The 22,875-nt window shown below is 69.5% G+C and carries 26 protein-coding genes and 1 tRNA gene; 14 read left to right on the top strand and 13 right to left on the bottom strand.

Annotated features, from left to right (window positions below; all coding sequences use genetic code 11):
* Window positions 1-14: 14 nt before the first annotated feature.
* Window positions 15-719, bottom strand: a complete 705-nt coding sequence (locus tag ACWPN8_RS15595) for a GNAT family N-acetyltransferase (RefSeq protein ID WP_492241326.1) — start codon at window positions 717-719, stop codon at window positions 15-17.
* A gap of 483 nt (window positions 720-1,202) precedes the next feature.
* On the opposite strand from ACWPN8_RS15595, the gene apaG reads away from it, so the two are divergent.
* The 3 genes from apaG to ybaK all read left to right on the top strand — a co-directional run bounded on the left by apaG (window position 1,203) and on the right by ybaK (window position 3,256).
* The gene (gene apaG, locus ACWPN8_RS15590; RefSeq protein ID WP_098740939.1) at window positions 1,203-1,595 is read left to right on the top strand and encodes a Co2+/Mg2+ efflux protein ApaG; all 393 of its coding nucleotides are present in this window, start codon (window positions 1,203-1,205) and stop codon (window positions 1,593-1,595) included.
* A 457-nt stretch (window positions 1,596-2,052) separates the two neighbouring features.
* On the top strand, window positions 2,053-2,679 hold the full coding sequence (gene folE / locus ACWPN8_RS15585; protein WP_174471515.1) for a GTP cyclohydrolase I FolE: 627 nt from the start codon (window positions 2,053-2,055) through the stop codon (window positions 2,677-2,679).
* A gap of 94 nt (window positions 2,680-2,773) precedes the next feature.
* The gene (gene ybaK / locus ACWPN8_RS15580) at window positions 2,774-3,256 is read left to right on the top strand and encodes a Cys-tRNA(Pro) deacylase (RefSeq protein WP_199237490.1); all 483 of its coding nucleotides are present in this window, start codon (window positions 2,774-2,776) and stop codon (window positions 3,254-3,256) included.
* Between the two features lie 20 nt (window positions 3,257-3,276).
* Here the strand turns inward: ybaK and ACWPN8_RS15575 are convergent.
* Together ACWPN8_RS15575 and ACWPN8_RS15570 are read right to left on the bottom strand one after the other, a co-directional pair.
* Window positions 3,277-3,353 (bottom strand) — tRNA-Arg (locus tag ACWPN8_RS15575).
* A gap of 73 nt (window positions 3,354-3,426) precedes the next feature.
* Window positions 3,427-4,152, bottom strand: a complete 726-nt coding sequence (locus tag ACWPN8_RS15570; RefSeq protein WP_492241325.1) for a sulfite oxidase-like oxidoreductase — start codon at window positions 4,150-4,152, stop codon at window positions 3,427-3,429.
* Window positions 4,153-4,373: 221 nt separating this feature from the next.
* Here ACWPN8_RS15570 and ACWPN8_RS15565 point away from each other — a divergent pair, with 221 nt between their 5' ends.
* Together ACWPN8_RS15565 and ACWPN8_RS15560 are read left to right on the top strand one after the other, a co-directional pair.
* A complete protein-coding gene (locus ACWPN8_RS15565) occupies window positions 4,374-6,740 on the top strand; it encodes a mechanosensitive ion channel domain-containing protein (protein ID WP_109096077.1) in 2,367 nt (788 codons plus the stop codon).
* Between the two features lie 137 nt (window positions 6,741-6,877).
* Window positions 6,878-7,354: a low affinity iron permease family protein gene (locus tag ACWPN8_RS15560; RefSeq protein ID WP_109096078.1), complete on the top strand. Its 477-nt coding sequence runs from the start codon at window positions 6,878-6,880 to the stop codon at window positions 7,352-7,354.
* 19 nt (window positions 7,355-7,373) lie between these two features.
* Here ACWPN8_RS15560 and ACWPN8_RS15555 read toward each other — a convergent pair whose 3' ends face one another.
* Entirely contained in the window at window positions 7,374-7,964 is a 591-nt protein-coding gene (locus tag ACWPN8_RS15555; protein ID WP_492241324.1) for a DUF2244 domain-containing protein, read from the bottom strand.
* Window positions 7,965-8,044: 80 nt separating this feature from the next.
* Complete coding sequence (locus tag ACWPN8_RS15550; protein WP_109096080.1) at window positions 8,045-8,521, bottom strand: hypothetical protein; 477 nt, start codon at window positions 8,519-8,521, stop codon at window positions 8,045-8,047.
* Between the two features lie 322 nt (window positions 8,522-8,843).
* Between ACWPN8_RS15550 and nth the strand changes: the two genes are divergently transcribed.
* On the top strand, window positions 8,844-9,479 hold the full coding sequence (nth, locus tag ACWPN8_RS15545; protein ID WP_492241323.1) for an endonuclease III: 636 nt from the start codon (window positions 8,844-8,846) through the stop codon (window positions 9,477-9,479).
* A gap of 97 nt (window positions 9,480-9,576) precedes the next feature.
* On the opposite strand, the gene ACWPN8_RS15540 is transcribed toward nth, so the two are convergent.
* From ACWPN8_RS15540 to ACWPN8_RS15525, 4 genes are all read right to left on the bottom strand, one after another.
* Entirely contained in the window at window positions 9,577-10,455 is an 879-nt protein-coding gene (locus ACWPN8_RS15540) for a bactofilin family protein (protein WP_492241322.1), read from the bottom strand.
* A gap of 151 nt (window positions 10,456-10,606) precedes the next feature.
* Entirely contained in the window at window positions 10,607-11,302 is a 696-nt protein-coding gene (locus ACWPN8_RS15535; RefSeq protein ID WP_109096082.1) for an EI24 domain-containing protein, read from the bottom strand.
* Between the two features lie 139 nt (window positions 11,303-11,441).
* Window positions 11,442-12,725, bottom strand: coding sequence for a beta-ketoacyl-ACP synthase II (gene fabF, locus ACWPN8_RS15530; protein WP_492241321.1), 1,284 nt, complete (start codon window positions 12,723-12,725; stop codon window positions 11,442-11,444).
* Window positions 12,722-13,195: a winged helix-turn-helix transcriptional regulator gene (locus tag ACWPN8_RS15525; protein WP_109096084.1), complete on the bottom strand. Its 474-nt coding sequence runs from the start codon at window positions 13,193-13,195 to the stop codon at window positions 12,722-12,724. Before ACWPN8_RS15525 ends, fabF begins: the two co-directional genes overlap by 4 nt.
* Before the next feature lie 165 nt (window positions 13,196-13,360).
* On the opposite strand from ACWPN8_RS15525, the gene ACWPN8_RS15520 reads away from it, so the two are divergent.
* Window positions 13,361-14,368 carry an adenosine kinase gene (locus tag ACWPN8_RS15520; protein ID WP_109096085.1) on the top strand — a complete coding sequence of 336 codons (1,008 nt, stop codon included), beginning with the start codon at window positions 13,361-13,363 and terminating at the stop codon, window positions 14,366-14,368.
* 103 nt (window positions 14,369-14,471) lie between these two features.
* Here the strand turns inward: ACWPN8_RS15520 and ACWPN8_RS15515 are convergent, their stop codons facing one another.
* Window positions 14,472-14,945, bottom strand: coding sequence for a hypothetical protein (locus ACWPN8_RS15515; RefSeq protein ID WP_109096086.1), 474 nt, complete (start codon window positions 14,943-14,945; stop codon window positions 14,472-14,474).
* 137 nt (window positions 14,946-15,082) lie between these two features.
* Here ACWPN8_RS15515 and ACWPN8_RS15510 point away from each other — a divergent pair, with 137 nt between their 5' ends.
* The 7 genes from ACWPN8_RS15510 (at window position 15,083) to ACWPN8_RS15480 (ending at window position 20,493) form a co-directional block, all read left to right on the top strand.
* Window positions 15,083-15,613, top strand: a complete 531-nt coding sequence (locus ACWPN8_RS15510; protein WP_109096087.1) for a hypothetical protein — start codon at window positions 15,083-15,085, stop codon at window positions 15,611-15,613.
* A gap of 97 nt (window positions 15,614-15,710) precedes the next feature.
* Complete coding sequence (locus ACWPN8_RS15505; RefSeq protein ID WP_492241319.1) at window positions 15,711-16,409, top strand: hypothetical protein; 699 nt, start codon at window positions 15,711-15,713, stop codon at window positions 16,407-16,409.
* Window positions 16,410-16,580: 171 nt separating this feature from the next.
* Window positions 16,581-17,498, top strand: a complete 918-nt coding sequence (locus ACWPN8_RS15500; protein ID WP_109096887.1) for a sulfite exporter TauE/SafE family protein — start codon at window positions 16,581-16,583, stop codon at window positions 17,496-17,498.
* Complete coding sequence (locus ACWPN8_RS15495) at window positions 17,498-18,274, top strand: TIGR02186 family protein (RefSeq protein ID WP_492241318.1); 777 nt, start codon at window positions 17,498-17,500, stop codon at window positions 18,272-18,274. Before ACWPN8_RS15500 ends, ACWPN8_RS15495 begins: the two co-directional genes overlap by 1 nt.
* 19 nt (window positions 18,275-18,293) lie before the next feature.
* Entirely contained in the window at window positions 18,294-18,803 is a 510-nt protein-coding gene (locus ACWPN8_RS15490) for a universal stress protein (protein ID WP_109096889.1), read from the top strand.
* A 203-nt stretch (window positions 18,804-19,006) separates the two neighbouring features.
* Complete coding sequence (locus ACWPN8_RS15485; RefSeq protein ID WP_098740951.1) at window positions 19,007-19,564, top strand: NifU family protein; 558 nt, start codon at window positions 19,007-19,009, stop codon at window positions 19,562-19,564.
* 59 nt (window positions 19,565-19,623) lie between these two features.
* A complete protein-coding gene (locus tag ACWPN8_RS15480) occupies window positions 19,624-20,493 on the top strand; it encodes a DUF1848 domain-containing protein (RefSeq protein ID WP_492241317.1) in 870 nt (289 codons plus the stop codon).
* A 16-nt stretch (window positions 20,494-20,509) separates the two neighbouring features.
* On the opposite strand, the gene ACWPN8_RS15475 is transcribed toward ACWPN8_RS15480, so the two are convergent.
* The 3 genes from ACWPN8_RS15475 to hrcA form a co-directional block, all read right to left on the bottom strand.
* Window positions 20,510-20,875: a response regulator gene (locus ACWPN8_RS15475; RefSeq protein ID WP_109096891.1), complete on the bottom strand. Its 366-nt coding sequence runs from the start codon at window positions 20,873-20,875 to the stop codon at window positions 20,510-20,512.
* Between the two features lie 158 nt (window positions 20,876-21,033).
* A complete protein-coding gene (gene grpE / locus ACWPN8_RS15470) occupies window positions 21,034-21,633 on the bottom strand; it encodes a nucleotide exchange factor GrpE (protein ID WP_492241316.1) in 600 nt (199 codons plus the stop codon).
* A gap of 51 nt (window positions 21,634-21,684) precedes the next feature.
* Complete coding sequence (hrcA, locus tag ACWPN8_RS15465) at window positions 21,685-22,725, bottom strand: heat-inducible transcriptional repressor HrcA (RefSeq protein WP_492241315.1); 1,041 nt, start codon at window positions 22,723-22,725, stop codon at window positions 21,685-21,687.
* Window positions 22,726-22,875: the final 150 nt, after the last annotated feature.

The raw sequence follows: 22,875 nt of genomic DNA, 5'->3' as shown, positions 1-22,875 counted from the left end.
GCGATCCGGAACCGTCACGCCGCCCCGGCCTGGAGGCCGTCGCGCCAGAACCAGTCGGTCCGGCGCACCCGGTCAGTCCAAAGTCGCTCCGCCGCCGTCCGGCTGAACAGGGCGCTGAAAGGGACGGGGGTGTCTCCCGCCGGCAGGTCGATGGAGGTCGCCAGCACCGGGCCGAGAACAGGGGTGGCGCCGATGGCGATATCCTGCGCGTCGGCCGGTTCCGGCTTGCCGATCATGCCGGCGGCGCCGGCCAGCGAGCCTTCGACCAGTTCCAGCCCCAACAGCCGGCTCATGTCGACCGGACCCGGCATCTCCATACCCAGCGTCAGGGCGCGGGAGAAACCGAACCGCTCGTAATAGGGGGCGTCGCCGACCAGGATCACCGACTTGTGGCCCAGCGCCACCGCCTTGTTCAGGCTCATCCGGATCATCTTGCTGCCCAGCCCGCTGCCCTGGAGATGGGCGGCGACGGCGATGGGGCCGAGCAGGATGGACGGGGTGGCGCCGCCGACCAGGATCGGCCAGTAGCGGATGGTGCCCACCACCACCTCGCGGCCATGCTCGTCATGCTCGATGGCGACGAGGTTCAGGGCGGGGATGGAGTCGACGCCGTCGCGCAGCCGGTAGGCGGTCTTGTTGAAGCGGTCCGGACCGAAGGAGGCGTCCAGCAGGGCTTCGATGGCGGCGGCGTGCTTCGGCTCTTCGACGGTGATGATCATCAGGTGGGGCTCCCGGCGGGAAGAAGGTCTTCTCAGAAGGCTTCTGAAGGGCGGATCGCGCCGCCGCCGGAAGGCCGGGGGTGTCAGGTCCCCGATGTGCCTTTGGCGTTCGCACGCGACCCAAGGACGGCCGCAACCGCAAAGCGCGGTGCGAGGCTCCGTCGTCGGATGCGAAGGGCGTGCGAACGAGACATGGACAAGGCTCTTCGGCCGTTGCTGGGACTTGCGCATATATCATCGTCGCCCCCCCGTCGCAAGACCGCGGAGACCCCGATGGAGTGCATAACTGTATCCATCTGGATGCGGGCCCCATACGGCCATGTCCCACGATTGTCCGGGGCGCTTCTGGACAGTGCGGAGGGGGGACCTTATTCTGTGGCCGACAGCCGCCCGGCCAGCCGGATTCCCCGGCCGCCGGCACGTTTTTCGGCCGGCGCCGTTCACTTGGCTGTCCGCCCGGATTGCCTGCCAGGATCCTCGACCATGTACACCGCCGTCACCCACGACATCCGCGTCACCGTCCAGCCCGTGTTCCTGGAGGACCAGTCGTCCCCGGCGGAGGGGCGCTTCGTCTGGGCCTATCATGTCCGCATCGAGAATGAGGGCGAGGAGACGGTGCAGCTGCGCACCCGCCACTGGCGCATCACCGACGCCATGGGCCGCGTGCAGGAGGTGCGGGGCCCCGGCGTCGTCGGCGAACAGCCGGTGCTGGAGCCGGGCGACCATTTCGAATACACCAGCGGCACGCCGCTCGGCACGCCGTCCGGCATCATGGCCGGAACCTACGGCATGGAGGGCGAGGACGGCCGCGCCTTCGACGTGACGATCCCGGCCTTCTCGCTGGACAGCCCGCACCAGCCGATGCAGCTGAACTGACCGGAAAACCCGGACCCGGAAATCCGGCTGCAGGCAAATAATACAATAGAATGTGTGTGGTTATTGGAAGAATTCAACACGCGGCTTTGACAAGCCGCATGGCTGCCCGTAGTTTGTCCACCGCTTGACGGTCATAGGCCTGACCCTATCTAGGGTCTTCCGACTGGCGTCCGGCGACAGAAACCGGGCGGAAACGGGAAGGCAGGCGCCGCCACTCCGGTCTAGATATTTCCTTTTCGTCTTGCGGGCCGTTCGGTTGATCCGCCGAGGCATCGGCTCCGTACTGACGGCAAACCCGAGTGACGCCAGACAGGATGGCCAGACAGGATGGGCGTGTTGCGCGACAGCCGTCGGCTCACGGCCGGCGGTCCATGCAAGGCGTGTTATCAGTTATGGAAAGGATGTTCCCGTGACGGCTACCAAGACCCCGCACGCCAAGCCTCCGGCGGTCGACAACGTGCTCCGCGGCCCCGGCCTGTCCCGGCCGGACGCCCTCGACCGTCCGTCCCGCGCCGAGGCGGAGGAGGCGGTGCGCACCCTGATCCGCTGGGCCGGCGACGATCCGGCGCGCGAGGGGCTGGTCGGCACGCCGGACCGCGTCGTCCGCTCCTACGAGGAATTCTTCGCCGGCTACGGCATCGACCCGGTCGAGATCCTGTCGCGCACCTTCGAGGAGACCGACGGCTACGACGAGATGGTCGTGCTGCGCGACATCCGGGTCGAGTCCTATTGCGAGCACCACATGGTGCCGATCATCGGCAAGGCCCATGTCGCCTATCTGCCGCGCCGCCGCGTCGTCGGCATCTCCAAGCTGGCGCGGCTGGTCGAGGCCTACGGCAAGCGCCTGCAAATCCAGGAGAAGATGACGGCGCAGATCGCGAACACCATCGACGAGGTCCTCCAGCCCGAGGGTGTCGCCGTGGTGGTCGAGGCGCAGCACCAGTGCATGACGACCCGCGGCATCCACAAGACCGGCGTGACCATGGTGACCAGCCGCATGCTGGGCGCCTTCCGCACCGACCCGTCGACCCGCCGCGAATTCCTGACGATGATCGGCAACCCGTCGTCGCGCGGGATGGAGTGAGGATGCTGCCCCTTCCCTCCGGGGGAGAGGGCTTTACACCCAAACCGCTGCCTGCCAAGCTCCCGCCGCTATTTCCCAGTGAGCGGTGTGGAGCATGGCGGCGAAGGTGACCCCGGCGGTCAATGCGGCGAAGGCGGCGGGCGTCGCCTTCCGGCTGATGGAATACGAGTACGACCCGTCGGCCGACGCCATCGGCCTGCACGCGGCCGAATCGCTCGGCCTCGACCCCGCCATCGTCTACAAGACCCTGATCGTCCAGCTGGAGCCCAAGGCGCTGGCCTGCGCCGTCATCCCGGTCGCGGCCAAGCTGGATTTGAAGGCCATCGCCGCTGCGGCCAAGGCGAAGAAGGCCGATCTGGCCGACCCGGCGCTGGCGGAAAAGACCACCGGCTTCCTGGTCGGCGGCATCAGCCCGCTCGGCCAGAAGAAGGCGTTGCCGACCTTCATCGACGCGAGCGCCGAGGCGCTGTCGGAAATGGTGGTGAATGGCGGCCGGCGCGGTCTGCAGATCGTGCTGGCGCCCGCCGATCTGGCGAAGGCGACGAAGGCGGCGGTCTGCGCCATCGTCGCGCACTGAACCGCGATTTTTTAAGGTGGTGGTGACCCCGGCAGGACTCGAACCTGCTGCCTCAAGTTTAGGAAACTCGCGCTCTATCCTGATGAGCTACGGGGCCACTTGCGCCGCACCTTAACGGTTTCGCCGGGAAGGGGAAAGTGGCTTTTGGTGAAAGTGCGGCGCCGCCCCCGTCAGTCCGAATAGCGCTCCTCCAGCCACGGGTCGGCGTGGTTGTTGTAGCCGCGGACCTCCCAATAGCCCTTGCGGTCGCCGGCCAGCAGCTCGATCCGCTTCACCCACTTGGCGCTCTTCCACAGATACAGCTTGGGCAGGATGATCCGCACCGGGCCGCCATGCTCGCGGCTGATCGGCTGGCCTTCCCAGTTGGTGGCGAGCAGCACGCCGTCGTCGTCGAAGTCCGACAGGGCGACGTTGGTGGTGTAGCCGTCGAAGGAATGGAAGACGACGAAGCGCGCCTCCGGCTTCGGCCGGGCCAGCTCCAGCAGGCGGCGGGCGCTGACCCCCTCCCACCGGTTGTCGTAGCGCGACCAGGTGGTGACGCAATGGATGTCGGAGACGAAGCTCTCCTGCGGCTGGGACTGGAAATCGTCCCAGCTCCAGGACAGCCGGTTCTCCACCAGCCCGTCCACCGCGAGCGACCAGTTCGCCGTCGTCACCTTCGGCGTGATGCCGAGATCCAGCACCGGCCAGTCGGTCACCAGCCGCTGGCCGGGCGGCAGCCGGTCGCGCGCCGGGTCGGCGGCATGTCCCGTCAGGGCACGGCCATCGCGCGCCCATTGCTCCTTGGTGGCGACCAGCTTGTCGCGGACGGCGCCTTCGCGCTCGACCTCCCGGCCCACCTCCTGCCCGGGCTCCGGCCGGTCGGTCCTGTCCTCTCCGCTGGGTGTGTCGTTCATCGCTCGTCCTCCGTTTCCGCCGTTTCCGGCAGGGGTCCCGCTAAAAAAAGGAACAGACAGTCGGGTTGGCAAGCGCAAGCGGGAGAACTAACTTCCCGAAGCCCGGCATAATGGAGCCCCGGCATATTGGAGCCACAGTTCCACGCCAGGGTGCCGGCCGGCTGTTTTTTGCCGCCCACCCGCATCGCCGCCCCGTCAAAGACCACCCGAGTGAATTGCCGATGATCCGGTCCGCAACGCCCGCCGCAAACCCTCTGCCAAGCGCTTGGCGTCGGCTCCTGTCCGGCGGCCTCGCCGTCCTGCTTCTCGCGGGCCTGCTCGCCGGGGCGGGGACGCCGGTGCTCGCCGCCTCGGCAGCGCCCGCCGCCGCCGTTGCGGCTCCGGCCGCCGGTGGCGCCGCTCCCGCTGCCGCCCCGGTGGTGGTGGACGAGGCGACCGTGCAGCAGCTGGAGGCGCTGGTCGGCACGCTGGAGAACCAGGATGCGCGCACCCAGCTGGTCACCCAGCTGCGCAACCTGATCACCGCCCAGCGCGGCCTTGCCCAGGCCAAGGAGGCGGAAGGCGAGTCGGCGCTGCCGCAGACCCTGGGCGCCCGCGCGCTGGCCTTCCTGGCGGCGCGGATGGACGTGGTCAGTCGCCAGCTGGTGCAGGTCGCCAACGTCTTCTCCGACCTGCCGGGGGCGCTGTCCTGGGTGCAGCGGCAGGCGCAGGACGACACCGCCCGCGACCGCTGGGTCCAGATCGCCATCCAGCTGGCGATGATCCTCGGCATCGGCGCGGTGGCTGCGCGCGGCATCGCCTGGCTGCTCAGCCGGCCGCGCCATGCCATGGCCGCCCGCCGTGTCGACTCCACCCTGCTGCGCATCCCGATGCTGCTCGGCCGGGCGGTGCTGGAGCTGGCGCCGATCCTGGGCTTCATCGTCGTCGCCTACACCATCCTGTCGGTGACCGAACCGGCGCCGCGGGTGCGGCTGGTGGCGCTGGCGGTGGTCAACGCCACCGTCATCACCCAGGCGCTGCTGATCCTGGTGCGGATGATGTTCGCGCCCGACGCGCCCAACCTGCGCATGGTCCACACCAGCGAGGCCGGGGCGAAGCGCTGCTACATCTGGTCGCGCCGGCTGATCGCCGTGGCGGTCTACGGCTATTTCCTGGCGGAGGGGGCCTATGTGCTGGGCCTGCCGCTGGGCGCCTACGGCGCGCTGCTGAAGCTGCTGGGCGTGGTGATCGCCGCCATGCTGATCGCGCTGATCCTGCAGAACCGGGTCGGCGTCGCCGACTGGATGCGCGGCAACCCGCTGTCGGGCGACGGCGACCCGCTGGCGACCGCCCGGCGCGAGGCGGAAGGGCAGGGGGCGGTGCTGCGCACCGCGCGCCGCCGCTTCGCCGAGATCTGGCACGTGCTGGCGATCCTCTATGTCGTGGTGACGCTGGGCGTCTGGGTGCTCAACGTCTATGGCGGCTTTGAATTCCTGGCCCGCGGCACCGCCGTGACCGTGGTGGCGGTGGTGGTGGCCCGGCTGCTGGTGGGCGGGCTGAACCGGACGCTGCGCCGCGGCCTGACCATGAACCGCGAGCTGGCCGGCAACCTGCCGCAGCTCCACACCCGCGCCTTCCACTATCTCCCCATCGTCCAGCGCATCGGCAAGATCATCATCTGGCTGGTGGCGCTCGGCGCCGCGCTGAACGGCTGGGGCATCGACACGCTGGGGATGGTCGAAACGAACGCCGGCCGCCGCATCGTCGGCAGCGCCATCTCCATCGGCCTGCTGCTGGCCGGCGCCATCGTCGCCTGGGAGGTGGTCAGCGCGCTGATCGAGCATTTCCTGCGCGCCACCGACCGCAACGGCACCCGCATCGAACGCAGCGCCCGCATGCGCACGCTGCTGCCGCTGCTGCGCAACGCCTTCCTGATCCTGCTGGTGACGATGGTGTCGCTGATCACCCTGTCGGAGCTGGGCGTCAACATCGCGCCGCTGCTGGCCGGTGCCGGTGTCGTCGGTCTGGCCATCGGTTTCGGATCGCAGACTCTGGTCAAGGACATCATCACCGGCCTGTTCATCCTGTTCGAGGACACGGTGTCGGTCGGCGACGCGGTGGACGTCGGCGGCGGCCATTCCGGCACGGTGGAGGCGATCTCCATCCGCTCGATCCGCCTGCGCGACGGGTCGGGCGCCGTGCATTCCGTGCCGTTCAGCGCCGTCACCACCGTGAAGAACATGAGCAAGGACTTCTCGGTCACCCTGTTCAACATCACGGTGTCCAACCGCGAGGATCCCGACCGCATCATCGCCGCGCTGAAGGAGACGGGGGCCGAGGTGCAGGCCCAGCCGCAGTTCGCCGCCGACATCCTGAACCCGCTGGAGGTGCTGGGCGTCGACAAGCTGTCCGACACCGGCATCAACATCCTGGCCCAGTTCAAGACCCGCCCGACCCGCCAGTGGGGCGTCACCCGCGAGTTCAACCGCCTGCTCAAGAAGAAGTTCGACGAGCTGGGCATCTCCATGCCGACCCAGTCGATGCAGCTGGTCGTCGGCCAGAACCCGCATGACCGCGCGCTGGCGGAAGCGCTCAGCCAGGGCTCCTGACCGCCGGGGGTATCGCCCGCCAGGGGTACTGCCCGTAAGCACAGGCTCAGACCTTACGCACAGGGAACGCCCGGCTTTGCCGGGCGTTTTCCTTATGTACGTCCTGTACGTCCGATCGGCGGGAGCCAGCCGCAACCATGCTCAGCGATGCCTTTTCCCGGTTCGCCCGCTGGATGGAGCGCCAGTCCGGCCGTCCGGCTGCCTTCGTCACCGCCTTCGCCGTCGTGCTGGTCTGGGGACTGACCGGGCCGCTGTTCCATTTTTCCGACACCTGGCAGCTGGTGATCAACACCGGCACCACCATCGTCACCTTCCTGATGGTGTTCATCATCCAGAACGCCCAGAACCGCGACACCCAGGCCATCCACCTGAAGCTGGACGAGCTGATCCGCGCCACCCACTCCGCCCGCAACGGCATGATCGATGTGGAGGAGATGCCGGAAAACGAGCTGGCGAAGGTGAAGCGCAGCTTTGAAAAGCTCGCCAGGACCGCCGAATGCCTGGACCACCGCATCGACGAAAAGGTCGAACGCGCGGTCGAACGCGAAGTGGAGCGCGAGGTCGACGAGGAGCTGGAGGAGCGCGGCCTGCCCGACCCGGCGGAGAAGCGGTGAGTGTGCCGTTTAGGCTGCCCTATCCGGCCGGCGCCGGCGGGCAGGGGGGGCGGCGCCAGGCGCGCAGCGCGTCGCCCAGCGCGCGGGCGAAGCTGGACCGCTCGTCCGGCGACAGGAAGGACCCGACCCCCACCGACTGGCCATGGGAACTCAGCGTGACCTGCCCGGCGGCGCCGTGGCGCTCATGGTCGGCCGGCTCGCTGTGGGTGATCCGCAGCCAGTAGGGATGGAAGGACCAGCGCCGCTCCGGCGCCTTCCAATGCACCCGCTGCACCGTCAGCGCGGTTTCGGTCAGACGCACCCGCTCATACTGGCGGGCGGAGCGGTAGCTGACCCGGAAGGCCAGCCACAGCGCCAGCACGTCCAGCCCGCAGAAGGGCACGACCGGCCAGGCGCCATGGGCGACGAAGATGCCGGCGACGATCAAATTCATCGCCACGACCACCGCCATCAGGATTCGGAAGCCGCTGCGGCCCAGGCTGCGGTGCGGGTGGAGGATGGCGTCGAACAGCACGCGCACCGAGCCGCTGCCGCCGCCGCTGTCCGCGGGGGAGGGACCGTCGCCGGGCTGCCGGCCACCGGGTTGCGGGCCGCTGATGTCGATTGGCATGGCGGCCATCCTACCCCAGCGCCGCCCGTCGGAAAACCGCGAGGAAATCGGGGTTATGCCGCCCTCGTCATGCTGCCCCCTTATGCTGCCTGCGACACCATCGGCACCGCGCCGCCGTTCAGCACCCAGGCCATGGCGCTGTCCATGCCGGGATAGTCTGCGGCCGGCCGGCCCTCGATCTCCCCGGCCAGGCTGCCGTCGAGGTTCAGGCCTTGGGCCAGGACGAAGATCCGCGCCTGATCGTCGATGCCGGCGACGATCATCACCTCCGCCATCACCGCGGCCCAGTCCCAGTCGGTCATCACCACGCCGCACCGCACCTGTCCGCAGCGCCGGGCCAGCTTCATCAGGGCGACGACGATCTCCGGCCGGAAGTCCTCGGCCTCGAAGCGGTCGAACTCGACAAGGCTGCTCCAGGGCGTACCGCGCGCGCCCAGGGCGGCGCAGTGCATCTCCACCTGCCGGGCGATGCTGTCGCGCTGCTCCAGCGACAGGGTGCCCTGCAACCGGACATGCAGTCCCCAATCCTTCAGTTCCACAAGATAAGACGCGGTCATTTCCAAATACCCTTATCCGATCCGAACGCCACAACCAGGATAATCCATGGTTCGTCTTCAAGCGTTCTAACGGTTCCCCCGCAGCCAGCAAATCATACGCCACCGCAAAAGCGACCGGAAAGCCGTAATCCTGCGTCCAATTCTGTTGAACTGGCGTCAATTGCTCCGATCTTTGTCGCAAATTGCGACGCAGCGCTGCAGTTTGGCCTGCGGTCTGCGCCGGAGTGTTTCGCGGCTGTCATCGTTCGCCGTCAAACGGCCACTCTCCCTGGCCCGTTCCGCCTCTGGCGCAGGCTCGGGCGTTGCGGCTATGGTGGCGGTCATGAAGCCAGCCGCCGTCCAGGAATTCTTCCGCCGCCTGTCCGCCGCCAACCCGGAACCCCGGAGCGAGCTGGACTACGTCAATCCTTACACGCTGCTGGTCGCCGTGGTGCTGTCGGCCCAGGCCACCGACGTCGGGGTGAACCGGGCGACCGGACCGCTGTTCCAAATCGTCACCACGCCGCAGCAGATGGTGGCGCTGGGCGAGGAGGGGCTGCGCCAGTACATCAAGACCATCGGCCTGTTCAACACCAAGGCCAAGAACGTCATCCGCCTGTCGGAGCTGCTGATCGAGCGCCATGGCGGCGAGGTGCCGCGCGACCGCGACGCGCTGGAACAGCTTCCCGGCGTCGGCCGCAAGACCGCCAACGTCGTGCTGAACGTCGCCTTCGGCGAGGAGACCATCGCGGTCGACACCCACATCTTCCGCGTCGGCAACCGCACCGGGCTCGCCCCCGGCAAGACGCCGGACGCGGTGGAAGCGAAGCTGCTGAAGGCGGTGCCGAAGCTCTACCGCCGCCATGCCCACCACTGGCTGATCCTGCACGGCCGCTACGTCTGCAAGGCGCGCAAGCCCGAGTGCCCGGTCTGCCCGGTCGCCGACCTCTGCGCCTTCAAGGACAAGATCATCGCCTGATTGGGGGGCCTGATCTCGCTTGGCCCAAACGCAAGACGCCCGGCATGGCGGAGAGCCAGCCGGGCGTCTTGCGGTTTCTGCCGGTCGCAGGGGCCGGTCAGACGGTCTCGGCCGCCGGGATCTGCTCGATCACGGGCTGGGCCACGGGCTGGGCCACCGGCTGGACCGCGGCGGCGGCGGGCTTGGAGCCGGTGCCGTAGATCTGGATGTCGCCGACCAGCTGGCCGCCGGCATCGACCGCCAGCTCGCCGAAGCGGATCGACCCGGTGATCTTGCCGGTGGAGCGCACGGTCAGGCGGCCGCGGACCGCGATGTCGCCTTCGAAGCGGCCGGCGATGTCGGCCTCCTCGATGTCGACCGAGCCCTTGAACAGGCCGGTCTCGGCGATCTCGACCAGCCGGCCTTCGCGCAGCTTGGCCTCGACCGTGCCTTCGACAACCAGCACGTCGCAGGAGCCGATCTCGCCGGTCAGCGAGATGTCGCGGCCGACGGTCAGGCGGCGCTGCTCGGGCATGGCCGGGGCGACGGGGGCCGGCGCGACCGGAGCCTGGGCGACGGGGGCGGCAGCCGGGTTGGCGATCGGGATCGACGGCTGGCGCGGGGCGGAGCCGGGCATGTCGACGACCCGGCGCGGCACGTCGGTCTTGAAGCCGGCACCCGGCACGGACGGCGCGGAGGGGGGCTTGGGAATGCTGTTCATGTCGGGTCCCTTCGAGGCGGAAGGCATGTCGGGATAGGCCGGGGCGGCGTGCTGCGTGCCGGCCAGGGCGTGGGCCATGCTGGGGGCGGCCGCTCCGGCCGCGACAGCGGAGGCCGGGGCATGGGCCGGGGTGTTGAGCCCCGGATTGTTGAGGGAGGCGAGCGGCGACGAGACGGCGCCGGGCTCGCCCGGGGTGTGCGGACGGACAGCCGGCTGCGGCGGGACGGGGCTGTCGGCCTTGGGAGCGGCGGGCGGTGTCTTTCGTCCGAACAGCATGAGCGGTTCCCCCAGTCTGGACATTCGGGTGGCGGGATGGCCTGGAAATCGTGTGGCCCGGTGCCGGAGGCGCCCCGCCGGGAAGGCGGTCGCCGCAATTGGTGTCCGGGCGGCCGGTTTCCGGGCAGGCGACGGTGTGCGGCCGTGCCGCCTAGCGGCGTATCACGGTCGTCCGGCCCGCCGCAAGGGGCGCCGACATGGACTGTAGGACATGAACCATGAAGGCGCTCGCCACGACGGGGACCAGCAAATTGGCGAAGGGGATTGTCGAAAGGAAGGCAATGACGACCCCGGCCAAAAAAGGTTTCAGCGGTCTGGCACGGCGCATCGCCCGGGCGGCGGCGCGGTCCATCCGCCGGTGCGCCACCATCTCGAAATACTCCCGGCCCAGCAGATAGCCGTTGATGGTGTAGAAGACGATCAGGTTCAGGCCGGGCGCGAAGATGTAGACCGGCAGCGCCAGCAGATTGACCGCCAGCACCAGCAGCAGGAAGCGCAGCGCCGTCGCCAGCTCCTCCAGCCAGCCGGCCTGGCGCGGGGCGGGCAGGCCGGGGTAGTGCCGCGCCTCGACCCGCTCCACCACCTCGTCGAGGAAGAAGCTCGACACCGTGCCGACCGTGGCCGGGAACAGCAGCCACGCCAGCACCAGCACCCCCAGCCCGCCCATGACGTCGATGGTGGCGTCGATCCAGCCATAGCCGGTCAGCGGCGTCGCCGACAGCGCCAATGAGGCGCCGGCGGCCAGCAGGGCATAGGCGAGCAGCGAGACGAACACCCCGATCCACACCACCCGGCGCACGCGCGGGTCGGACAGCTGGGCGAAGGCAAGCACGAGGGCGCGGATCATCGGCGGTCCGTAAGGCGGCGGGGAATGGCGGCGGGGCAGGGCGTCGGAGCAGGGCTTCGGAGCAGGGCCGCCGCCCGCATATCTACGGTGGCCGGCGGCCGGGTTCCAGTCCCCCCGTGCCGCCTGTGCCGCTCTCCCGTTACGGCGCGGGGCTGAACACCAGCGCGGCGTTGGTCCCGCCGAAGCCGAAGCTGTTCGACAGGACATGGCGGATGCGCCGCTCCTTCGGCCGCAGCGGCACGAGGTCGAGGTCGCAGCCCTCCGACGGCGCCTCCAGGTTCAGGGTGGGCGGGGCGACCTGGTCGCGCAGGGCCAGGATGGCGAAGATCGCCTCCACCGCGCCCGCCGCGCCCAGCAGATGGCCGGTCGCCGATTTGGTCGAGGACATCGAGAGGTTCGCCGCCGCCGGGCCGAACAGGCGCTTGACCGCCGCGATCTCCACCGGGTCGCCGGCCGGGGTGGAGGTGGCGTGGGCGTTGACGTAGTCGATGGCGTCCGGCGCCAGCCCGGCCCGCTTCAGCGCGGCGCGCATGGCGCGGAAGGCGCCGTTGCCGTCCTCCGCCGGCGAGGTGATGTGGTAGGCGTCGCCCGACAGGCCATAGCCGGTGACCTCGGCATAGATCGTCGCCCCGCGCCGCTTGGCGTGCTCCAGTTCCTCCAGCACCAGCACCCCGGCCCCTTCGCCCATGACGAAGCCGTCGCGCTCGCGGTCCCACGGGCGCGACGCGCGGGCCGGGTCGTCGTTGAAGCCGCTGGACATGGCGCGGGCGGCGCAGAAGCCGGCGATGGCGAGACGGCAGATCGTCGCCTCGCTGCCGCCGGCCAGCATGACGTCGGCATCGTCCATGGCGATCAGCCGGGCGGCGTCGCCGATGGCATGCGCCCCGGTCGCGCAGGCGGTCACCGCGGCATGGTTCGGCCCGCGGAAGCCGTAGCGGATCGAGACATGGCCCGAGGCGAGGTTGATGAGGGTCGACGGCACGAAGAAGGGCGAGATGCGGCGCGGCCCCTTCGCGTGCAGGGTCAGCGCCGCGTCGGCCAGGGCCGGCAGGCCGCCGATGCCGGAGCCGATCATCACGCCGGTGCGCTCCTGCGCCTCCGCGTCGGCCGGGCGCCAGCCGGCATCGGCCACCGCCTCCTCCGCGGCGGCCAGCGCCAGCAGGATGAAGCGGTCCATCTTGCGCTGGTCCTTGGGCGGCACCACCGCGTCGGCATCGAAGGGGGCGTCGAAGGCGGCATCCCCGCTGTCCGGCACCTGTCCGGCGATGCGGCAGGGCAGGTCGGCGACATCGATCCCGCCGGCATCGACTCCCCTTACCGCGCGGATGCCGCTGCGGCCGTCCAGCACGGCGCGCCAGCTCGCCGACACCCCGGCCCCGAGCGGCGTGACCGCGCCCAATCCGGTGACCACGACTCGTCTCATTCGGTTTCGTCCTTTGACCATGTCGTCTTTGCAGGGATCGTGAAGTCCGGGCGCAGCCGCTCCGGCCGGATCGCTTCGCCTGTCGTCCTGTCGATCAGCACCGGCTCGACCGTCCGTCCGGTGTCCCTGTCGACAATCCGGAACGCCCCGCCGGACGCCAGCCAGCGGCTGCCCCAGCCGGCCATGGCGATCAGCACCGGCAGGAAATCCCGTCCCTTGCCGGTCAGGTGATAGCCATGGCGCAGCGGGCGGTCCTGGTAGGGCCGCTTCTCCAGCAGCCCGGCCTCCACCAGAGCCTGGAGGCGGCGGGTCAGCATGTTGGTGGCAAGCCCGATGCTGCGCTGGAACTCGTCGAAGCGGGTCAGGCCGAACATCGCGTCGCGCAGGATCAGCAGCGACCACCATTCCCCGACCTCGTCGAGGCCGCGGGCGATGGGGCAGGGAACGTCGCTCAGGCGGGTGCGTCGCATGGCGGCGACTGTCGCACGGTCACTTTCATCATGCAAGCGACGGGGACGGCGGCACGGCCGCGGAGCATCGGGAGTGCCTGCCCGAGCCGCGCTTGTGATGCGGGCGGCGGCGGCTATACTCGCGCCGCAACTTCGCACCGACCGCAAGATCTCCCAGGAGAGCCCATGACCACGTCCGTCCAGGATGCCGCCTACGACGTCACCGGCATCGGCAACGCCATCGTGGACGTGATCGCCCACGCCGACGACGCCTTCCTCGCCGCCAACACCATCGAAAAGGGGGCGATGACGCTGATCGACGCCGCCCGGGCGGAGGAGCTGTATGGCCGCATGGGGCCGGGCGTCGAGGTTTCCGGCGGTTCCGCCGGCAACACCATGGCGGGCATCGCCATGCTGGGCGGGCGCGGCGCCTATATCGGCAAGGTGGCCAAGGACCAGCTGGGCGACGTGTTCCGCCACGACATCCGCGCCTCGGGCGTCGCCTTCGACAGCGCGCCGCTGCTGGGCGGGGCGCCGACCGCCCGCTGCCTGATCCTGGTCACGCCGGACGCCCAGCGCTCGATGAACACCTATCTCGGCGCCTGCGTCGAACTGGGGCCGGAGGACATCGACGAGACGCTGATCGCCGCCTCGCAGGTGACCTATCTGGAAGGCTATCTGTGGGATCCGCCCCGCGCCAAGGAAGCCTTCCGCAAGGCGGCGGAGATCGCGCACGCCGCCGGCCGCAAGGTGTCGCTGTCGCTGTCCGACAGCTTCTGCGTCCACCGCCACCATGCCGAGTTCGTCGATCTGGTGGAACGCCATGTCGACATCCTGTTCGCCAACGAGCATGAGATCGGCGCCCTCTACGGCACCGACAGCTTCGAGGACGCGCTGGCGGCGGTGAAGCGGCTGGGCAAGACGGCGGCGCTGACCCGCAGCGAGAAGGGCGCCGTCATCGTCTCGGCCGGCGAGGTGGTCGAGGTGGCGGCCGAGCCGGTGGAGCGGGTGGTCGACACCACCGGGGCCGGCGACCTCTATGCCGCCGGCTTCCTGTTCGGCCACACCCGCGGCCTGTCCCCGGCGGTCTGCGGCCGTCTGGGCGCCGTCGCCGCGGCGGAGATCATCGGCCATGTCGGCGCCCGGCCGGAGGTGAACCTGCGCGAACTGGTCGCCGCCAAGGGCATCCTCTGACCTGCGATTTGCCTGTCAGATCGCGACAACGTTGCCGGCCGCACTGCATTTTGCAACTGCGGCCGGTTCTCATTCCGGTCCGGTTTTCGTCAGTTCAGCCGGCTCAGTTCAATTGGTCGTCCACCACCGGCCGCTCCGGCACGGTGACCCGGGCGCACAGCAGCGCCAGCGCCGTTCCGCTGTCGGGGGCGGCCACCGCCCAGCGCTCCGGCCGGTCGGGCCGCGGGACGGTCAGCAGCCACAGCCGGTCCTTCTCGCCGAAACGCTCGGTCATCAGCGTGTATTCCCGCGGACCCTGGCGGCGCAAATCGTTCAACTGGCTCTGCAAGTCCGCCGCCTGGGCGTTGCGCACGGCGATCGCGTCCTCCAGCTGGCGCAGTTCGGTTTCCTGCCGGCGCAGGTCGCGCCGCAGGGAGTCGGTGGTGTGGGCCAGCTCCGTCCGTCCATGATGCAGCTGCGACCGGCGGCGCTGCACCGACGCAATCCGGTAGCCGATCCGCAGGATCGACACGGTGCCCCAGCTGAGGCAGGCCATCATGATGACCATTTCCAGCACCAGCAGCAGCGGCGTCTGCATGCTCCTCCTCCTCCGCTCCCGTCGGCACGCTCCTTGCTGCATGCCCGGCTGCCTGGACGTCAGCAACCGGCGTGCCAGGGCAGGCGCCGGCGGCGATGCCGCTTTAAGGGGCGGGGTTTGAAGGGGCGGGGGTGGCGATGGATGTGGTGCGGACGATCCTCGACTCGGCGGTGCCGCTGGTGGCGGCGCTCGCCATGCTGTGCCATCTGTGCTGGGTCGGCATCCGGCGCAGCTGGGAACGGGTGGCCGGGCTCGACCGGCTGCGCCAGTCGGTGCGGCCGCTGAAGGAGCGCGAGCGCGCCGAGACGGAGGCGCTGGCCGACATGGCCTACCGGCTGGAGGAGGCGAGGGGGCGTCTGACCGCCGCCGAACTGCGGGTCAGCCATCTCCAGCGCCAGATCGACACACTGGACAAGGAACCGCCGGTCTTCCTGCACGTCCTCGGCACCCCCGGCGGCAACCGGCGCAGCTTCAAGGCGGAGGCGCAGTTCGACACCGTCGTCGCCGCCGCCGCCCGCGCTGCCGGCAAGCCGGTGAACCCGGCCTGGCGCTACGGCAACCGGGTCGTGGTGCATGCGCTGGACATGTCGTCCGCCCGGCGCGAGGCGGAGCATATCTTCCCGCAGAAGGGCGGCTATCAGGTCTTCTTCCACGCGGCGGTGCCCTGACCCCCCGTCCGGTTTCCGGTTTTTGCAAAAGCCCACCGAATAAAGAAATAATTCCTATACTCTCTCCGCACTGCCCCCTCATTCGCGGAGCCACGCCATGCCCCTCGACAGCCGTACCCTCGCAAACGACCGTTTTCCGGTGTGGGCGGAAGAGCCGCCGGTGCCGTCGGACGGTTCGCTGGTCCCCGGTTCGCAGTTCCATGAGGAGCAATGGATCATGGCCGCCGGCATGCTGGCCCGCGGCAGCAGCTTCCTCTATGTCGCCCGCGCCATGGGATGCAGCCGGACGACCCTCTGGCGGGCCTATTACGGCTCCAAGGATTTCCGTCACAGGGTGTGGTGGGAGCGGCAGGCGCTGAGACGCGAGGCCGACCTCCGCCTGTCCTCGCTGCGCAGTCTGGTCGTCGAGCAGATCGAACGGCTGGTCTCCTCCGGCGATCCGTCGACGGTGCGCTGGCTGGCCGACCGGCTCGGCATCCTCGACGGGCTGGCCGACCAGCCGGCGCAACGGCCGGCGCATCAGCCGCAAAAATCTCAGCCGTCGGAAGACCCGTCTGCCGAGCCTGCGGCCGACCCCTTCGCCGGGATCGTCCCCGACCTCGACGACGACAGCATCCCCGGCGCCTTCCGCGAACGCACCCCGCCCGATCCGCGCGCCGTCGCCGCCATCCTCGCCCGCCCGGAAGCGCCGGGGCCGAAGGGCGTCTATCCCTACACCCTCAACCCCGACGATCCCTACCCCACCCTCGGCTCGGCGCTGGAACGCCGCGGCAAGGCCGCCTTCGACCGTCTGTGAGGCGGACAGGATGGAACATCGGCCGGAAACCGTTCCACGCCGTTCCACCCCTCCCGCCGGCCCCGTCACCGGAAGCGATCCCCCCGAAAGGGCGGCGCTGCGGTCTTCCGCCACGGCACCGGCTCGGGTAAGCTGCCGATCCCGCCGCCCATCCTGACAGATTGCTCCTCCATGCAAGTCTACCTGCCGATTGCCGAGATGTCGGTCAACGCGCTGCTGGTGCTCGGCATGGGCTGGCTGGTCGGCTTCCTGTCGGGAATGTTCGGCGTCGGCGGCGGCTTCCTGATGACGCCGCTGCTGATCTTCATCGGCGTTCCCCCGGCAATCGCCGTCGGCACCCAGGCCAACCAGCTGGTCGCCGCCAGCGTGTCGGGCGTGCTCGCCCACTGGCGGCGCGGCAATGTCGACGTGAAGCTGGGCGTGGTGATGCTGGGCGGCGGCGTGGTCGGCACCGCGGTGGGGGTGTGGATCTTCGGCATCCTCCAGCGGCTGGGCCAGATCGACATCGCCATCACCCTGTCCTACGTCTTCTTCCTCGGCACCATCGGCGGCATGATGCTGGTGGAAAGCAGCCGCGCCATCCTGCGCCGCCGGGCACCGACGGCCAAGCGCGGCAAGCTGCACCGCCACATCTGGCTGCACGGCCTGCCCTTCAAGATGCGCTTCCAGCGCTCCAAGCTCTACATCTCCGCCCTGCTGCCGGCGGGGATCGGGGCGGTCGGCGGCATGCTGGTGGCGATCATGGGCATCGGCGGCGGCTTCCTGCTGGTGCCGGCGATGATCTATCTGCTGAACATGCCGGCCGGCCTGGTCGCCGGCACCTCGCTGTTCCAGATCATCTTCACCACCGCGGCGGCCACCCTGCTCCAGGCCGCCACCAACCAGACGGTGGACGCCATGCTGGCGCTCCTGCTGCTGATCGGCGGCGTGATCGGCGCGCAGTTCGGCACCCGGGCCGGCACCCGGCTGCGCGGCGAGACCGCCCGGATGGCGCTGTCGATGATCGTGGTGGCGGTGGCGCTGAAGCTGGCCTGGGACCTGTTCTCCCGTCCCGACGACCTCTACACCCTGACCATGGGGCTGCGCTGATGGCGGGGCTGCGTATCCTTACCAAGCGCCGTCTGGTCCAGGCCGCCGCGGCGCTGGCCGGGCTGCTGCTGGGCGGCACGGTGGCGGCGACGGTGTGGGCGCAGCAGCTGGTCGCCGACCTGTCGAGCCATCTGATCGCCATCACCACCGGCTTCACCGGCACGGAGGTCGTGCTGTTCGGCACCACCGACGGGGCGGGCGACGTCGCCATCGTCGTCACCGGCCCGCGCTCCCCCGCCACCGTCCGCCGCAAGCAGCGGGTGGCCGGCATGTGGATGAACACCGACAGCCTGCGCTTCGACCAGGTGCCCAGCTTCTACACGGTGGCGGTCAGCCGGCCGCTCGACCAGCTGGTCGGCCGCCCGGCGCTGGAGCGCCACCAGCTTGGCCTGCCGCAGCTGCAACTGCCGGCGGAATCCACCCTGCCGCCGGAGGAGCTTGCCGCCTACCGCAGCGCGCTGATCCGCAACAAGCAGCGCCAGGGGCTCTACGCCATCTCCATGGGGCAGGTCGCCTTCCTGGGCGAGCGGCTGTTCCGCACCAACATCTATTTCCCGGCCAATGTCCCGACCGGGCTGTACAATGTCGAAGCCCTGCTGATACGCGACGGCGAGGTGGTCAGCGCCCAGACCACGCCGCTGGTGGTGTCCAAGATCGGGTTCAGCGCCGAAGTGTCGGACTTCGCGCGCAACCGCCCGGTCGTCTACGGGGTGGCCGCCGTCCTCGGCGCCATCGCGGCCGGCTGGGCGGCCGGCGCCGCATTCCGCCGGGTCTAAGCCGAGAGGGTTGACAGAGATGACCGACACGACGCAGTCCGCCACGCCGGAACAGCAGCCCCCCAAGCCGGTGCGCATCTTCCTGGTGGTGGTCGACGACAGCCCGGAGCTGAAGGTGGCGCTCCGCTATGCCTGCCTGCGCGCCCGCAAGTCGGGCGGCAAGGTGGCGCTGCTGACCGTGCTGGAAAAGGGCGAGATGCAGCACTGGCTGGCGGTGGAGAACCTGATCCGCGAGGAACAGCGCGCCGAGGCGGAGCAGATGCTCCAGAAGCTGGCGCGCGAGGTCAACCAGCTGACCGGCACCCTGCCGGCGCTCTATGTCCGCGAAGGCAACCGCACCGAGGAGGTGCTGGCCCTGATCGGCGAGGAGCCGAGCATCTCCATCCTGGTGTTGGCCGCCGGCACCGACCCGGAGGGGCCCGGCCCGCTGATCTCCTACTACACCGGCCGCGGGCTGGGGCGGCTGCACATCCCGCTGACCATCGTCCCCGGCGGTCTCAGCAACGAGGAGCTGGACGCGATCACGTAAAGCGGGGGCAAGGCAGGTAAGGATGGCGACGCAGGTAAGGATAGGTGCGGCGGGAACGGTCCGCGCATGCCGGATGCCGAATACCCACACAACCGGGGTCCTTGATCCGCCCGGCGTTTCGGCCCAGATTTCCCCCAATCGTACCGCGTCCCGATCCCGGGCGCGCCGGCGGTTCCATTCCGCCGCCGATGGAGGACCAGACCATGTTCATTCAGACCGAGCAGACGCCCAACCCGGCGACTCTCAAGTTCCTGCCGGGGCGTGACGTGCTCGGACGCGGCACCGCCGACTTCACCGGCCGCGAGGATGCCGCCCGGTCGCCGCTCGCCCAGCGCCTGTTCGAGATCGAGGGCGTCGTCGGCGTCTTCCTGGGTGCCGACTTCATCACCATCACCAAGACCGACGCCCGCGACTGGTTCCTGCTGAAGCCGTCGATCCTCGGCGTGATCATGGAGCATTTCACCGCCGACCGCCCGGTCCTGCTGGAGGACGGCGGCGACGGCCATGCCGCGGCGGCGAATGCCGACGACGAGGAGATCGTCGAGCAGATCAAGGAGCTGCTGGACACCCGCGTCCGCCCGTCGGTCGCCCAGGACGGCGGCGACATCACCTTCCAGGGTTTCGAGCGCGGCGTCGTCTATCTGGCGATGAAGGGGGCCTGTTCCGGCTGCCCCAGCTCCACCGCCACGCTGAAGCACGGCATCGAGAACATGCTGCGCCACTACATCCCCGAAGTGGTCGAAGTCCGCGCGGTCCAGTAAGGATTTGGTCATGCCGGTCCGCCCTTGAAGCGGCGGGCCGGCATTCCCATGCTGGCTGCATGATCATCTCCGCCAGCTACAAGACCGACATTCCCGCCTTCTACGGGCGCTGGTTCCTGAACCGCCTCGACGCCGGTTACTGCCGGATGGTCAACCCCTATGGCGGCCAGACCTACCGCATCGACCTCACCCGTCCGGCGGTCGACGGCTTCATCTTCTGGACCAAGAATCTGGGACCGTTCCTGCCGGCACTCGACAGCGTGGCGGAGCGGGGCTTTCCCTTCGTCGTGCAGTACAGCGTCACCGGCCTGCCGACCGTGCTGGAGCGCTCGGTCCCCGCCTGGGAGACCGCGGTCGGCCATATGCTGCGGGTGCGCGAACGCTGGGGCCCGCGCGCCGCGGTCTGGCGCTACGACCCCATCGCCCTGACCGAGGCCACGCCGCCCGCTTGGCACCGCGAGACCTTCGCCGCCATCGCCCGCTCGCTGCGCGGGGTGACCGACGAGGTGGTGGCCTCCTTCCTCCAGCCCTATCGCAAGACCGCCCGCAACCTCGCCGCCGCCGGCATCGGCTGGCGCGATCCGGAGGCGGAGGAGAAGCGCGCGCTGCTGGCGGACCTGGCCGGGATCGCGGCGGGGGAGGGGATGGCGCTGACGCTCTGCACCCAGCCGGACCTGGACGGCACGCCCGGCACGGCGCCGGCCCGCTGCGTCGATGGGCTGCGGCTGTCCGATGTCGCGGGCCATGCGATCGCCGCGCGGGAGAAGGGCAACCGGCCCGGCTGCCTGTGCGCCGAAAGCCGCGACATCGGCGACTATGACAGCTGCCCGCACGGCTGCGTCTACTGCTATGCCGTCGCCGACCGCGGCAAGGCCCAACAGCGCTTCGCCGCGCATGATCCTGACGGGGAGTTCCTGATTGCCCGTTGACGGGGAAGACCGGTCCTTACGGACAGACCTTCCGCACCGTCTCCACCAGCTTTTCCGGGTTGAAGGGCTTCACCAGCCAGCCGGTGGCGCCGGCTTCGCGGCCGGCGGACTTCTTGGCCGGATCGGCCTCTGTGGTCAGCAGCAGGACCGGGGTGGCGCGGTTGAGTGCCGAGCCGCGGATGGCGCGGGTCAGCGCCAGCCCGTCCAGGCCCGGCATGTTCAAATCGGTGATGATGCAGTCGAACTTGCGCTGGTTGACCAGGGCAAGGCCGGCAGTGCCGTCCGACGCCTCCGCCACCTCATAGCCGGCGCCTTTCAGCGTGAACCCGACCATGTCGCGGATGGTCTTGGAATCGTCGACGGTCAGGACGCTCTTGGGCATGGAACGCGGCTCCGGTTGCTCGGCCGAAAGGAATAAGGGAAAGGCCTAGGCAATTTCCCGCCGACCGTCAACCGCTGGCGTACCCTATTCCGCACGGCACGAAGCCCCCGGCCCGTCGGCGGAGCCGCTGAACCGGGGGCTTTGCAGAGGTTGTACGGTTACGCCTTCGTATCGACGTGCTGGCCGCCGGCGTCACCGCCCTTGGCGACACCGACCATCGCCTCGCGCAGCAGGCGGCCGTGGATGGTGTAGCCGGGCTGCAGGACCTGCACGACGGTGCCGGCCGTCTTGCCGGTGTTCTCGATCTCGAACATCACCTGATGGAAGTTCGGGTCGAACGGCTCGCCGGCCGGGTCCAGCTTCTTGATGCCGGCGCGGTCGAAGGCGGCGAACAGTTGGCGCTCGGTCGCCTCGACGCCGACGGCGAGGCCCTTCAGCACATCGTCCTGCTCGCGGCCCTCGGCCGGCACGGCGTCGAGCGCGCGGCGCAAATTGTCGGCGACCGACACCAGCTCCTTGGCGAAGCTCGACACGGCGAACTTGCTGGCGTCCTCACGGTCGCGCTGGGCACGGCGACGGGTGTTCTCCGTCTCCGCCATGGCGCGCAGAAGCTGGTCCTTCAGGCTGGCGACCTCGGCCTCCAGCTTGGCGACGCGGTCCTCAGGCGAACCGGTGTCCGTCTGGTTGGCGGTGGTGTCGGCGGTGGCCTCGGTCGGCTCCACCGTGGCGTCGGCGGGCTTGTTCTGCTCTTCGCTCATGGTCTTCTCAATTCTTGCTTCGTCAAAAGGCGGAGTTGGTGAGGGCGGTGCTCAGCCGATCAGCCGGCTGACCACCTTGGCGGTGTAATCGACCAGCGGAATGATGCGGGCGTAATTGATGCGGGTCGGGCCGATGACGCCGATGGCGCCGATCACCTGTTCCCGGCTGTTCTGGAAGGGGGAGATGATCATCGTACAGCCGGAGTGGCTGAACAGGACGTTCTCCGACCCGATGAAGATCTGCACGCCGTCGCCGCGACCGGTGGCGTCCAGCATGCGCAGCATCGTCTCCTTGGTCTCCAGCGCCTCGAACAGGCCGCGCACGCGCTCCAGATCCGACAGCGCGGTGACGTCCTCCAGCAGGCGGGACTGGCCGCGGACGATCAGCTGGCCGGCGTTCGACCCGCCGCTGCCGGCCCAGGTGGCCAGACCGGCGGCGACCACCTTGCGCGACAGCTCGTCCAACTGCGTCTTCTGCTGCTCGATCTCCTGCAGGACCTCCTGCCGGGCCTCGTCCAGCGTGCGGCCGGCGAGCTTGGCGCTGAGGAAGTTCGACACCGTCTGCAGGGTGGAGGTCGGCACCCCCATCGGAACCTCGATCACCCGGTTCTCGACCAGCCCATCCTCGTTTACCAGGACGACGAGGGCGCGGCCGGGGCCGAGCGACACGAACTCGATGTGCTTCAGCGGGCGGTCGGTCTTGGGCGCCACCACCAAGCCTGCGCAGTGCGACAGGCCGGACAGCATGGTCGACGCCTCACCCAGCACGTCGGCGAAGGCGCGGCCGGAGGCGGAGCATTTCGCTTCGATCGAGGCGCGCTCGTCCTCGGTCAGCGATCCGATCTCCAGCAGGCCGTCGACGAACATGCGCAGGCCGGCATCGGTCGGGATGCGGCCGGCGGAGGTGTGCGGTGCGTAGAGCAGCCCCTGCTCCTCCAGGTCGGCCATCACGTTGCGGATGGTCGCGGGCGACAAGGCCATGCCAAGCCGCCTGGAGATCGTGCGCGAGCCGACCGGCTCGCCCGACGCCACATAGGCGTCGACGATCAGCCGGAAAATCTCGCGCGATCGCTGGTTCAGCTCGTTGATCATGGACTGGGGCGGTCGTGCTCTGTTCGGGCCGGTCGGTTGCGGAACGCGGGTTCCGTCAACCGGTCCGAATTTAGGCAGGTCCGACCGCCGAATCAACGTGCGGGGCGAAGATGCCCCACCGGCATCCCCCCACTGGGACCTGAGCGGCGT

This window comes from Azospirillum sp. UENF 112521 (genome assembly GCF_058780665.1).
The sequence above is the reverse complement of the archived record's forward strand: the minus strand, read 5'-3'. Positions and strand labels throughout refer to the sequence as shown.